The sequence below is a fragment of the Paenibacillus sp. J22FR21 genome (assembly GCF_056269135.1).
In genome coordinates this window covers 285,981-299,826 of record NZ_JBWDNJ010000007.1, presented here as the reverse complement: position 1 = coordinate 299,826, position 13,846 = coordinate 285,981, and the positions used below count along the sequence as shown (strand labels likewise).

The 13,846-nt window shown below is 51.5% G+C and carries 11 protein-coding genes; all 11 read right to left on the bottom strand.

Annotated elements, in window-relative coordinates:
* Positions 1 to 90 precede the first annotated feature (90 nt).
* The 11 genes from uvrA to AC0YNS_RS24415 all read right to left on the bottom strand — a co-directional run bounded on the left by uvrA (position 91) and on the right by AC0YNS_RS24415 (position 13,783).
* Positions 91 to 2,988, bottom strand: a complete 2,898-nt coding sequence (gene uvrA, locus AC0YNS_RS24465; RefSeq protein WP_475783556.1) for an excinuclease ABC subunit UvrA — start codon at positions 2,986 to 2,988, stop codon at positions 91 to 93.
* Positions 2,989 to 2,993: 5 nt separating this feature from the next.
* A complete protein-coding gene (locus AC0YNS_RS24460; RefSeq protein WP_475783555.1) occupies positions 2,994 to 3,953 on the bottom strand; it encodes a hypothetical protein in 960 nt (319 codons plus the stop codon).
* Positions 3,954 to 4,129: 176 nt separating this feature from the next.
* A complete protein-coding gene (locus AC0YNS_RS24455) occupies positions 4,130 to 4,798 on the bottom strand; it encodes a helix-turn-helix transcriptional regulator (RefSeq protein ID WP_475783554.1) in 669 nt (222 codons plus the stop codon).
* Between the two features lie 38 nt (positions 4,799 to 4,836).
* The gene (locus tag AC0YNS_RS24450) at positions 4,837 to 5,724 is read right to left on the bottom strand and encodes a carbohydrate ABC transporter permease (protein ID WP_475783553.1); all 888 of its coding nucleotides are present in this window, start codon (positions 5,722 to 5,724) and stop codon (positions 4,837 to 4,839) included.
* Between the two features lie 18 nt (positions 5,725 to 5,742).
* Positions 5,743 to 6,642, bottom strand: a complete 900-nt coding sequence (locus AC0YNS_RS24445; RefSeq protein WP_475783552.1) for an ABC transporter permease — start codon at positions 6,640 to 6,642, stop codon at positions 5,743 to 5,745.
* A gap of 81 nt (positions 6,643 to 6,723) precedes the next feature.
* Positions 6,724 to 8,466: a type 2 periplasmic-binding domain-containing protein gene (locus AC0YNS_RS24440; RefSeq protein ID WP_475783551.1), complete on the bottom strand. Its 1,743-nt coding sequence runs from the start codon at positions 8,464 to 8,466 to the stop codon at positions 6,724 to 6,726.
* Positions 8,467 to 8,643: 177 nt separating this feature from the next.
* Positions 8,644 to 10,065, bottom strand: coding sequence for a response regulator transcription factor (locus AC0YNS_RS24435; protein ID WP_475783550.1), 1,422 nt, complete (start codon positions 10,063 to 10,065; stop codon positions 8,644 to 8,646).
* A complete protein-coding gene (locus tag AC0YNS_RS24430; protein WP_475783549.1) occupies positions 10,062 to 11,783 on the bottom strand; it encodes a sensor histidine kinase in 1,722 nt (573 codons plus the stop codon). The genes AC0YNS_RS24435 and AC0YNS_RS24430 overlap by 4 nt, the downstream gene beginning before the upstream one ends.
* Before the next feature lie 442 nt (positions 11,784 to 12,225).
* Positions 12,226 to 13,056 (bottom strand): type II pantothenate kinase, encoded by an 831-nt coding sequence (coaW, locus tag AC0YNS_RS24425; protein ID WP_475783548.1) that lies wholly within the window; start codon positions 13,054 to 13,056, stop codon positions 12,226 to 12,228.
* Positions 13,057 to 13,105: 49 nt separating this feature from the next.
* Positions 13,106 to 13,561 (bottom strand): serine hydrolase domain-containing protein, encoded by a 456-nt coding sequence (locus AC0YNS_RS24420; RefSeq protein WP_475783547.1) that lies wholly within the window; start codon positions 13,559 to 13,561, stop codon positions 13,106 to 13,108.
* A 9-nt stretch (positions 13,562 to 13,570) separates the two neighbouring features.
* Positions 13,571 to 13,783 (bottom strand): serine hydrolase, encoded by a 213-nt coding sequence (locus tag AC0YNS_RS24415; RefSeq protein ID WP_475783546.1) that lies wholly within the window; start codon positions 13,781 to 13,783, stop codon positions 13,571 to 13,573.
* Positions 13,784 to 13,846 lie beyond the last annotated feature (63 nt).

Here is a 13,846-nt window from a genome sequence, read left to right as displayed (position 1 = left end):
AAAATGAAAGAAACCCGACGTTATCATAAACGTTGGGTTTCTCATCATAGAGGTGGCGCGGACCTATGAGTCTGCGCCACTCCCATCCACTCAAGCCAGCGCCTGTGACTCCACCGCCAACATCCCCCGCAGAAACTTACCGGTCAGCGAATCTTCCGTGCGCGCTACTTCCTCAGGTGTGCCGGATGCGACGACCATGCCGCCTTTCTTGCCGCCCTCCGGCCCCATGTCGATGACATGATCAGCCACTTTGATCAAATCCATATGATGCTCGATCACTACGACAGAATGCCCCGCTTCTACCAACTGATGGAGACAATCGATAAGCTTCTGAATATCTCTCAGATGCAGGCCGGTTGTCGGCTCATCAAGCACGTACAGATTATGCGAGCCGCGAATAATCTTACTTAGCTCCGTCGCCAGCTTAATCCGCTGCGCTTCCCCGCCGGACAGTGTGGTCGACGATTGACCAAGACGCAGATAGCCAAGTCCCAGCTGATGCAGCACCTTCAATTTATGCTGAATGTAAGACTGATCGTCAAAGAATTGAACAGCTTCCTCAATGCTCATCTCCAGCACCTGCGCGATATTCTTCTCCCGAATACGAACATCGAGCACTTCCTCGTTGAAACGTGCTCCCTTGCAAACAGGACAGACCGCTTCTACATCCGGCATGAACTGGAGCGCCGTCGTGACAACGCCTTCACCTTGGCAGTTCTCGCAGCGTCCGCCATTCTTCTGGTTGAAGCTGAAATCGTTCTTCGCGAGCGACTTCCCCGCTGCACTGGCAGCAGCTGCATAGAGCTCGCGAATCTTATCGAAGAACCCGACGTACGTCGCCGGGTTTGAGCGCGAGCTGCGCCCGATCGGAGACTGGTCGATATTGATGATACCTGTCAAATGCTCATGTCCGGTCAACTCGTCGTGCTCGCCGGGAACAATGCGCGCATCCTGGAAGGTCGCATAGAGCTGCTTGCAGATGACCTCATTAATCAACGTGCTTTTGCCTGAACCCGAGACACCTGTGATGCAGACCAGCACACCTAGCGGCAGATCGATATCTACGTTGCGCAGATTGTTCGCTCTTGCACCTCGAAGGGACAGCATCCGTCCGTCCGACTGACGACGCACTGCCGGTACCTCGATTCTCCGCACCCCTGCTAAGAAGGAGCCCGTAATGGAATTGGGATTAGACCGCAGCTGCTCCGCTGTGCCCTCAGCGGTAATGCGGCCGCCGTGCAGTCCCGGCTCCGGTCCGACCTCAATAATATGGTCGGCGCTAATGATCGTATCCAGATCATGTTCGACTACGATAATTGTATTGCCGATATCGCGGAGTTTCTTGAGCGTGTCGATGATGCGAATGCTATCTCTGGCATGCAGCCCGATGCTCGGCTCGTCCAGCACGTACAGCATCCCCATCAGCCCCGAGCTGATCTGCGTAGAGAGCCGGATGCGCTGCGCTTCACCGCCCGATATCGTGTCGGAGCGGCGACCAAGACTGAGATAATCAAGGCCAATATCAAGCAGCAGATCAATCCTAGATTCGATCTCTGCAACAATCTGCTTACCCACAACCGCATGCCGTGGCGCGAACGTGATGTGCTTTAAGAAAACGCTCAACTCAAGCAAAGAGCTATTGCAGAGCTGATGAAGATCAGCCTCGCCTACCTTCACGGAGAACCGCTGCGGCCGCAGCTTCCGTCCGTCACAATCCGGGCAGGTATGCTCGACCATTACGCGTTTATAGAACTCATCATCGCCGACGGACTGCGTTTTGCGCTTCAAGTAAAGCTTGTACCACCAATTTATCGTATGAACCAACCCGCCGAAAGTCATCATTTTGCCAGCGCTGCGCTCTTGCGACTTGGTCGCTTCTTCGCCCGGAATGAAAGGAAACTTCTCCCCCTTGGATCCATACATCACGATGTTCTTAGCCGCTTCAGACAACTCCCTATAAGGTGTATCCAGACTGAACCCGTAGTGTATCGCCGCACTGCGAAGGATGGACCAATGCCAGGTTCCGGTGCTTGTGCCGAGGAGCTTCTGATCAATGGCTCCTTTATTGATGCTCTTCTCCGGATACTTCACCAGAAACTTCGCCTCGGCGCGCATGAATGTGCCGAGTCCGCCGCAGGTCCGGCAAGCACTGGCGGGATCATTGAAGGAGAAATAACTCGACTGCAGCTCCCCCATCGTCAGATGATGCTCCGGGCAAGCGAAACCGCGATAGAACTTATCTTCATCAGCCGCCGCGCCTTCCGGCACATGAACGACCTCAAAGCGAATGAACCCTTCACCCACCAGCTTCAAGCTGTTCTCGATTGTTTTGGCAAGCGCCTTGAAAGCATCCGGTTGAACGATGACTTTGTCGACGACGACCTCGATTCTGTACTCCGCTTCCTCTTCAAGCTCAATCGGATCACCGAGGCTATGCCGGGCACCTTCTACGCGAACCGTCCGGAACCCTTTCGAGCGAATCTCATCCAGCGTCGTTTCGTAGTTCTCGCCGAAGATTTTGTATACCGGGGCCAGCACCTCAAGCTCCGTCCCTCTTGGCAGCTGCTTAATATGATCGATCATCTGCTCTGCCGACCGAATCGGTACAGGATGCTCGCAGAATGGACAGCAGGCTTCGCCAACCGAAGCAAAGAGCAGCCGCATGAAATCATAGATATCCGTCATGGTGCCGACAGTGGATCTCGGATTGACGATCCCTTTCTTCTGCTCGATGGCAATTACCGGGGACAAGCCGAATACAAAATCGACATCCGGCTTCTTCAATTGATTCATTCGACTCTTGGCGAAGGTGGAGAGCGACTCTAGGAATCGGCGCTGTCCTTCCCCATAGATGACATCGAAGGCCAGTGAAGATTTGCCCGAACCGCTGACCCCCGTAATGACCGTGAGCTTGTCCCGCGGAATATCGACGTCAATATTCTTCAGATTATTCTGCCTGGCACCCCGTACCTCGATATACTTCTTCATCCGCGCTAGCCCCTCTCCCACTCTGGAAACTCGTCGCTCTCGTACAAGTAAGCTGGTTCAAGCAGCATAATCCGGCTCTTCGGCGTGGCCTTCGTCTCCGATTCCATCTTCATCAGAAGCCCTCGATCTGCGAGCCAATCACATATCGTTGTTGCGGAACCCGTATCGGTATCGATGACCGGCTTAAACTTCAAGACGATATCCGTGACGGTGCGAACATCCGCTTCTTCCTTCAAATAAGCCAGCATCGGCTGAAAGAGTTTCTCTGCCCCGGCATTCAGATACTCGTTAATCTGATTAATAGCCGATTGAACACCAGCTTCCGAAACGGTCCCGAAGACCATCTCCGAATAGATGACACGGAAGAAGTCCGGGTTATAGGTGAGCGCCTGTTTGACCGACTCCCGCATGGGCACATCCTCATTGAGCAGCACCTCGATCTGCGACAACACATCGACCATCTTAATAATCCAGAAGGCACTGTAAACCGCGTCTTGCTTCACATACAGCCACTTCTCCGCCTTAGCCAGAAGTCCGAGCGAATACCCCCCAAGCTGCTGCAGCTGAAGTTGCCTGTCACGCTCGCCAACGATCCGAATTTGCTCAAAATAGTCCGTGATGGAAGCATCCTTCGTGAATAGCAGCGTACTGCGATATAGCATCGACTGCTGGATAGAGCCGCCCACGGATCGTTCGATCCACCGCTTAAATTCATTGCGAGTCTGAATGCTGGCGTTAATCGGAACATCATTCTCCACGAAACACATATAGCCCGTACCCAGCTTCTGATCATGCACGATCAGCTTCAAATCAATGTCCGATTTCTCCCATACTTGGTCGTACGATAAGCTGCCAAGCAGCACAGCTGCAATCACTTGATCATCCTTCTTGACCTTCTCGATGAACTGGTTCAATGCTTCCCGAAACAGCGTAGTCGTTTGCTCGCCGAATTTCTGTAAGCCCACGTTCGTCCTCCTCCAAAGTCAGTGCTAGAGTCACTCCTAAATCTTCCATAGATATACAAAATATCCCTTAGATTCATAGTTGTCAATATAGCATTATTTATTCATTTGCTAGAGTTGCGCGAGAAAAACCGCCGCAGCAGATTCCCCTGCTACGGCGGCCTATACACCATCCTATTCTACCGCGCATACGCCTCACGATACTGTGCAGGCGTAAGCAGCGAATGCTTCTTGAAGACGCGCGTGAAATGCGCAGGCGAGCCGAACCCTACTTTGCGCGCGATTTCGTGAACCTTGAGACGCGGCGATTCTTTCAAGTATCGTTTGGCTCTCGTCAGCTTCGCCTCGGCGACGTAATCGAACAATGCGCGCCCGGTCGTCTGCTTATACAATCGGCATAGATAGCTCGGATTGAAATACACCGTCTCGGCGAGCCGCGTTAACGACAGATCCTCATCGAGATGCTTCTCAATGTAAGCGTGCAGGCTTTCCAGCCAGCCGTCCTCATCCCGGTAGCCGGGACATTGAAGCAACGCGTCTGCAAAAGCTCGCAAGTAATCGGCAGCCTGCCTCGCCGAGCTGTGGGCATCCCAGCGCAGAAGCGCATCCGCGTCCAGCGGCTCAAGCTCCGCGAAGGAGATGCCGTTCTTATGCATGAACGCCAGAAACTGAGCGGCCAGAATCATATACGCTTCCAGCCAGACCTCTTTCTCCGTTTCCGGAATCGCGGCGAACAGCGAATCGAACTGCTTGAAATAGGCGCTCCGCTCGCCGCCCTCCAGGGAGGCCCGAAGGCATTCTCCCTGTTTCAATAAATCCCCGAAGCTAATCGAGTTTGTTTGTCGCATAGCTAGCTGCAAACCTCCTTTGCCAGCCGGTACCTCGCTTATTCCTTAACGGAACCCAGCATAATACCGGAGATGAAGAACCGCTGCAGGAACGGATAGACGAGCATGATCGGCAGCATGGAAGCGAAGATTTTGGCCGCTCCCAATGTCTTGTCGGATACAGATGCGAGGCGCTTTACGTCATCGATTGATTTGATCAACGTCGGATCGATCCGCACCACAATCTGCTGCATATAAGTCTGGAGAGGGATACTGTCCTCATGGTTGATGAAGATGAGACCGAGCATAAATTCATTCCACACGGTTACGATGAGGAACAGCGTCGTTGTCGCAAGCACGGGCATCGATAGCGGCATGTAGATGCGGAACACCTTGAACCAAGGACCGGCGCCGTCCATCGAAGCCGACTCATCGAGCTCTTTTGGAATACTGCGGAAATAGTTGACGATCAGAATGACGTTAAATACGTTTACCAACATCGGGAGCACGAGCACCCAGAACGAGTTCATCAGTCCCATTTGGCGAATAACGAGATAGAACGGAATCAATCCGCCATTAAACATCATCGAGAAGATCAGCAGCCACATATACACGTCGCGGAGCCTGAACTCTCTCTTCGAGCGGGACAGCGGGTAAGCCATCAGCAAGGAAATGAAGAAGCTGATCAAGCACGTGACACCGACCCGTTTGACCGAAATCCAGAACGATTGGAAGAAGACGCTGTCTTCAAACAGCTTCTTATACGATTCAAAGGTGACGCCCTTCGGAAAGACAGTGACAAAGCCGGCCATCGCTTTCGCTGGTGAGCTGAAGGAAATCGCCAAGTTATGAATGATCGGGAACAAAGATGAGAACGAAACGAGCGCAAGAATGAGAATCAGAACAGCTTCTGCCACTTTTGTGCCCATCGTTTGACTGCGGACCATGCGGAATTCCTCCTTTTGCTAGAAAATGCGATAGTTGGCTAATCGACTTGCCAGACCGTATGAGATGATGATCAGTATGAAGCTGACACCTGATTTCAACAAACCAATGGCTGTTCCGACCTCATAGTGCCCTTCTTCGATACCGGCCCTAAACACGTACGTGTCGATGATGTCCGAGGAATCGTAAACGAGCGTGTTGTACAGATTGAATATTTGATCAAAGCCGGCATTCAGTACGTTTTGCAAACTGAGCGTGCCGACCAGAACGATCGTAGTTGCGATGCCAGGCAGTGTGACGTATTTCAGCTTCTGCATCCGGGTTGCGCCGTCGATGTCGGCCGCCTCGTAAAGCGAAGGATTAATACCTGTCAATGCTGCCAAATAGATAATGGTACCAAAGCCGAACTCTTTCCATATATCGGAGCCGACAATGATGGTACGGAACCAGAAGTTGTCACCCAAGAACATAATCTCGTTAATGCCAAACTTGCCAAGCAGCTGGTTAACAATGCCGTCTACGGCGAAGAAATCTCTTAGAATACCTGCAAGCAGAACCCATGACAGGAAGTGCGGTAAATAAACGATGGTTTGAACCGCACGCTTAAACCAATGGATGCGCAGTTCGTTGAGCATGAGTGCAAATACGATTGGAATAAAGAATCCGAAAGCAATTTTCATCAGTGCGATGATAACCGTATTCTTGAAAACGCGTAATGCTACAGGCGTATCAAAGACAAAGGAGTAATTCTCCCAGCCTGTCCATGGCGAACCCCAAATTCCTTTAGTCGGAATAAAATGTTTGAACGCCAGCACAATACCGCCCATTGGCCAAATTGTAAATAATAAGACAAGTAACATGCCGGGGAGCAGCATCAGATTAAAATGGATTTGCTCAGACCATTTGCGGCGCACTCGCATTACCTCCGCTTCAGATATCATTCGTAATGAATAGAAGGACGCAAGACACTGCCTCGCGTCCTTCCGGAATTAAACTACGACTTATTTGCTTATTGCCTCGTTGATTTCTTTCAAGATATCGTCTCCGCCTTGTGCTTTCCAATCCGCTACGAATTGATCGAACTCCGCATCTGCATCGGCTTTACCCATAATGATGCGGTGGTAGGCCTTCATTTGCAGCTCGTTTAGCGCCGTCAGCTTCTTCTCCATCGTCGGTGTTTGACCGTCGAATGCGGAGTAGACGATGTTGGATTCTAATTTGGCTGCGGAACCCATTGCATCATACCAGCTGCGCGTGTTTTGCCATTGCAGGACATTTTTGCTTGCCGGCTGCGTTTGCAGCTCGTCAATGAACTTCTTGATGTTCTGGAACGCATCGTTGTTCTTGAACGGAAGTGATGCCGGATCCTTCTCGCCGTTTACGGCAGCTACGATGTCTTTCGCTTGTTTAAGGATATCGTCCGTAGGAATGATCGTCATGCCGCCCCATACCGTTGCTTTTTCGTTGGCGTCTTTATACTTTTCTTGCGATGTTTTGATCCACCATTCTGTATCGTCGTTTTCGTTGACGACATTCAGCCATTTCATTGGCAGCTCTGGGTATTTGAAGCCTTTCTTCACGACCATGACGGAACCGGATGTGTTCATAGCGCCCATGTTCAGCTTGCCGTTTGTTTTGGCAGGGATTGCATATGGCTTCCAATCTGCATCAGGAACGTTCTGCAGTGTCATGAACAGCGGGTACCATACGCCCCACCATGCTTGGCCGACGATGCCTGCGCGTCCGCTTGCCAGAACCTCTTGCAGTTGACCTGTATCTTTAAGCGCGAAGTCTTTCTCGATCAGACCTTCTTTGTAGAAGTTCGCGATCAGCTTCAAGCTGTCTTTAATTTGCGGTTGGATACCGCCGTACACGACAGAGTCCGATGCATCCTTATAGAACAGGCGAGGGAACGCTTCGAATTGGTCGAAAATATAGCCGGGACCGAACAATCCGTCTGTTTCTGTTTGCATCTGCATCGCCAGCGGTACCGTTGTGCCGTTACCTGCCGGATCTTTTTCTTTGAACGCTTTAGCGAGTGCTTCAATGTCTTCAATCGTCTTCGGCTCAGCCAGGTTCAGCTTCTTGCGCCAGTCGTCGCGAACCCAGACAAAGTTGAAGTTCTCCAAACCGCCTTGGCTCGGAATGCCGTAGAGCTTGCCATCGACTTTGTACAGGTCAAGCCCGCGGTTGTCTGCAGAAGCGTAGGCTTCTTTGATTGCCGGGGAAGCGTATTGCTCATACACGGTCGACAGATCCTCGATCATGTCTGCCTCAACGAGACGTTTCACAGTAGATTGTACTTCAGTGATGTTTTTGCCGACGATTTGGAACACATCCGGGATGTCGTTTCCGCCGATGGAGAGATCAAGCTTCTTCTTGTAAGCGTCACCATCTTGCGGCGCCATCCATACGAATTTAGGCTTCACATTCAGCTTCTCTTCCATGAACTTGTTGAATACGTTCTCTTCATACGATTCGCCCTCAGGGAACTTTGGATTGTTCATTGTCGGTCTGATCGTTGTAAACTCAATTAACTCCGGATACTTGCCGAATGGATCAGCCGCAACCTCTGGTTCAGCTGCCGGTTCTGTTGTTTCTGTTGTTGTTTCCGTCGTCGTATTCGTTTTGTTCGTTTCTGTATTGCCGGTTGTAGTGTTGTTGTTGTTACCGCCATTATTGCTGCATGCGCTTGCAAAAACCATAAGCCCAAGCAAACTCAAGCTTGCCCACTTTTTGACCATTCTGTCAAAAGCCCCTCTCTATGACAACGAATATGGTGTTGATTCGATTCCAATCATAACGCGTTTTCGTTTGGGGATTAGATGGAAAAAACGCATCTCCTGACTGAACTTTGTCAGAACATGCGTCTTTCATCGTACAATTTTCGCTGGTCGGCAGACATTTTTCACTTCACCCGCTTACTTGCCCACCGGCGGCCAGTGCATAAACGCATCAAACGCCGCTTCCTCTTCGCGATAAGCACGCGGTGATCGGCCTGTCTCCTGACGGAACAGCTTGCGGAAATACGATTCGTCGGCGAACCCGCATTTGGCCGCGATCTCCTGAATGGCTTGACTGCTGTGAAGCAGCAGCCGCTTAGCCTGATCCATCCGAAGCATTCGCATGAAATCGTTATACGTAGCGCCGGTCGTCCGCTTGAAGCAGTCGCTGAAATATCCGCGGCTGAGGTGTACCTCCGCAGCAGCTTCCTCCTGCGTAATTCCTTCATCCAATCGCAGCAAGGACCATTCAATGGATTGAATCATTCGTGTAGTAATATCCTTATCTATGCCGCTCTGTTCCAGAATGGCTCGAAGCGAACGGCGAAGACGCTGCAGGAAGCTCTGCCACTGCGTCCAGGTTTGCAGACCGCCAAGCTCCTGCAGCAGCTCATCCCGTTCCGTCCATCTCAGCATGCTTCTCCACGCCCAGACCGTCTGGTGAATGATGCCGCACAGCTTGTTCGGATCCGGCCTTTGCTCGGCAATTTGCTCGAGGAAGGTTTGGAACGCCTCATCCTGAAACAGCCAATCGAAGTTCCGCCAGCCTTTCATCCAATCCTCACGAACCGGCTTCGTTTCCCAAAGCAGCACATCCTGCATGGAATCATGCACGGCTGCGGCCGACTGGGTCGTCTCCATCACGTAGAAGGAGTGACGTTTGATGTAAGTATCCAGCACCGACTTGAGCCGGCTTCGATCCTTAACGCCAACCTGATGCAGGCAAAATACCGCCCAGCGATTGGACAATCCCGCCTGCGCCTCCCCTTCCGGTTGAAAAGCAAGCTCCTCCGTAAACCAGGCATTGCCTTGCAGCGCGACAAGCGGTTTGTCATTCAAGCCGGGCTGCGCGTACAGCTCCTGTACTTTGCAGTCGGTCTTGAGCGCGAGCAGCAGCGTAACCGACGACTGCGCCGAAGCCGGTGCCGGCGGCTGCGTGCGGGAGGACCTCTCTTCCCGGTCCGCAAGCAGCCGCTCGGCAATGCGACCGAACAACCGGTCGAGCTTCTCATCGTCAAGCTCGGTCTTCACGATATAATCAATCGCGCCCAGCCGCAGCGCATCCTGTACATATTGAAAATCCTGATGGCAGGTGAGAATCGCCGTTTCCGTATGCGGAAACCGCTCCTTCACGATTCGCATCAGCTCAAAGCCCGACATCCCCGGCATCGACAAATCGGTGACGAGCAAATCGACCTGCTCCTGCTCCATCCAAGCAAGCGCCTTCTCCCCGCCTTCAAAGTCGGCGGCAACCTCCATCCCATGCTTCTGCCATGGAAGAATATGAATTAATCCTTTGCGTACGATATGCTCGTCATCGACCAGTATGGCTCGGATCATGGCTGCTCGCCTCCTTTCCCCGTCAATATTTCGATCGTAATCGCCGTACCTTCGCCCAGCTTGCTTTCAATTCGCAGTCCGGAGCTCTCTCCATAGTAGGCTTGAATTAATCGGTGCACGAAACTTAGACCGATACCCATGCCGACAGAGCGTGAGTCCGGATGCTTCTCTTCAAGCAGCGATTGCAGCCGTTCCTCCGACATGCCTTCTCCGTTATCGGATACGCACATCGTGATCCCGCCCCCCTGATGAGGCTCGATGCGAACGCTAATGGTGCCGTCCTGATTGCGGAAACCATGATAAATCGCATTCTCGACAAGCGGCTGCAGGACAAACCGCGGGATCTGAACATCCAGCGTCGAGGGATTCACATCCATTTGCACTTCAAATTGATGGCTGTAACGGATGCTCTGCAGCGCCATATAGTCGTTGATATTAGCGACTTCCTCCTGTACGCGCACATGCGTCCCTTCCTTGCCCAAGTTGTAGTGCAGAATACGGGTGAAATGAGTGATCAGCTTTACAATTTCATTTTGCTTATTCATCTTGGCAATGACTTGTACGGTATTGAGCGTATTATGGATAAAATGCGGGTTGATCTGATGTCGCAGCTTCTCGACCTCCACATTGCTCCTAGCCTTCTCCCGGCGCTCGATTTCCTTGAGCAAATCGAATACACGCTCTTTCATCGCGTAGAATCTGCCTAACACCTCGTCAAATTCGCGAAGCCTCAGCCATTTCTGCGGACGATACGACGGATTGTCGCCCACCCATTCTATCTCTCTGCGGAATACATGAAGCGGTCGATACACAGTCCGCCAACAGATATAGGCAAGCAGCAAGCTGAGGAGCAGCGTGAACAAGCCGACGGTCGCGAATTTGCCAAGCCACGAATCAATTTCCTTCTGAAAGGCATCGCCCTTCATAATAACGGCAATCTTCCAGCCTTGCTCGCTGGCAGCGATGAAACGCAGATCATCGGAAGCTTTATCTTTCATGCTAAATTTGGCAAACAACGGGAACTTGGTGCGGTCTTCGCTAAACACGATCCGATTCTTCGCATCGAGCAGCAGATGCTTAACCGGCTCGCCATATTGGACATCGTCGAACAAACGCTTCAAGGTATTAAAGTTACTTTCCGTATAGACATAGAACGAGGAGTTCGTATCGAAATCATTCACTTTGCGGACAAGGGAGAAAACCTGCGTATTGTCGGTGTTATACTTGTCTGTCGAGCGATGCGGCGCGAAGTACGACACTCCGTTCGCTTCCAGCAGCAGCGGATTGTCAAACATCGTGATCTTGTCCATAATCGGATAGCTCTGAATAAACGCATGGTTGTCCTTGGCATCTACTAAAGCCAGAGCTCCGGCGTAAGGGCTTGTATAATTAATAAGCGACATCCGATCCTGCACGAGCAGCAGAATGTCCGTTTTGCGAATCTGATCGTCGGTCGTCAGATATTCTTGGATGCGCGAGGTTATCGTTTTATCCAATGCGAGCTGCTGAGAGGCGAAATTCATGTTTTTCAAAATATTATCGAGGCTGACAAGCTCCTTCTTCACATTCTCGTTGATGCCGTTCTTCAGCTTGTTTTCCATAAAGGAATGAAACGAAAAGTACGACATTCCCCCGATCAATGCTAGGGGCACAACGGAGCTAAGCAGCAGGATGACAATCATGCGGCCTTTAATGGAATCTCGCAACATCGACAACATTATGAATGACCTCGTTTTCTATAGTGAATGGCGCTTGTAGGTGAAGTTGTATTTCAGTTTATCAGAGAAATCGGCTTTTTTGTAAGCACTTTTTTTTCCTGTTGTGGAATTACCTAACCCGAATCGGCTGCTCCGCCGCTGAAATTAGTTGGCGCCAACCCACCTTAACCTGCCTGCGCCGAGGGCTGAGAGTCGGAAAATCCGACTCTCAGCGGTGAAACTGCACAATAAAGAAGCTGAGAGTTCGATATTCCCTCTCTCAGCTTCAGTTACTACCCCTAACCTGCTCGCGCCGAGGGATGAGCGTCGGAAAATCCGACTCTCAGCGGCGAAAACGCTCAATAAAGAAGCTGAGAGTTCGATATTCCGTCTCTCAGCTTCATGTATTAGCCCAAACTGCCTCCGCCGAGGGCTGAGAGTCGGAAAATCACAGCGCCGCCTGCTACCGGCTCGAAACACTTAGTTGCAGAAGCGCACCAATGGCTCCACTAAACTCGCCATTCTCGATGAATAGCGGCGTGGCACCGCGCAGCCTCGTGTACCCTTCGACGACCTCTTTAAGAAGGTCGTTCTGAATAAACGATGAACCTACGAAAATAATAGACGCGATATCATATTGCGCAGCCGCCAGTACGCTGGCTGTCGCCACTGTCTCCCCGACTAACCCCACTACGGAAGCTAGCAGCTCTTCCTTAATCAACGTATCTGTAGCTGCTAATGCGAATACTCTCCCGAAATTACTAGCCGTTAAATCCCCTGGAATTGGAGGCTCCGCACCCTGATAAATATGTTTGACCTTCAAGTCGATTCGGTCACGATCGCCCGCTGCTGCAAGCTGTATGAGCTCGTGATAATCCGTAATCCCGGTTAACACTTGCGACAGCCCCATCAGGGTTCCGCCGCCGACACCGGTTCCGCCAAGCCGCTTCTGGGCGCTATGGTCAAAATAGTGAATCGACGTGCCTGTCCCAACATTGGTCAGGATGTGCGCCTCCTCGGTTACACCTGATTGCCGGAGCAAATAACGAACACCACTGCAGGTGGCTTCAAACTCAACCATGCCAATCGAAGGCAAGCCAAGCATGGACTGCAGCAGGCTTGCTTTTCCGCCTGTGATGCTGATCTGCACCTCGTCTTCGAAAGCTTGAATCCACTCCACAACTTGCTCTGGCTGCAATGCCGAAAATGTCCTAAACGAGATAGACTCGCCTTGTTTATGCGTATAAGCCAGTTTAATTAATGTGCCGCCGGCATCGACGCCGATTTTTACCATGTGACTGACACTTCGCTTTCTTCGATCAGACTTACGATATTGCTGTATACTACTGGACCCCGGACCCGATAATGGTCATGGTCGGACGCAGCGACTCCGCTACAAAGTTCTCAATGCCCGGAACGAATACGACCGCAACCAACTTCTGCTCATGATCGACAGTGAACATCGACCAGCCGTATCCGTGGTGAGAGAAAGTACGCGCCGACATCGTGCCGATGCGCTCGCCGTCCAAGAACAGGCCGAGTCCTTCCGCTGTCATTTGCCGAACGAGCTGCTCGCTCAGGATATGTTTTCCGTCAAATACGCCATTGTTCAGGAGCATCTCGCCCATCTTCAATATATCGTCCAAAGTAGATAATAACCCGCCGCAAGCCATAGGTATAGTCCCACTGCGAAAAAGCGGCGAATCCAGCCAGTCTGCTTCCCGAGGAAATACTAGCGAAACAAGCGGTTCATGCTCTGGCGGAAGCTTGAATGCAGTCATCGTCATCCCAAGCGGCATAAGGATTCGTTAATTGTTGCTGAAGATATCGTCCGCCTGCAAACCCGAGCGATGCGTCAGCAAATGATGCAGCGTGATCTGGTTGAAGCCCTCCGTTGCAAACTCGAGAAAATATTCGGCGACCTTGTCCGATGCTCCTTCAACGAATGAATAACGTCTGAGTTGTACCGGTCTGTTCGGGCCTCTGCCATTATAATCTCGCCTCCATCCAGCTATTCCCATTCTATCCCCATACATTCGGTAGCATTATGTAATTTCCTCTACATCGAAAAACCCATGAACATC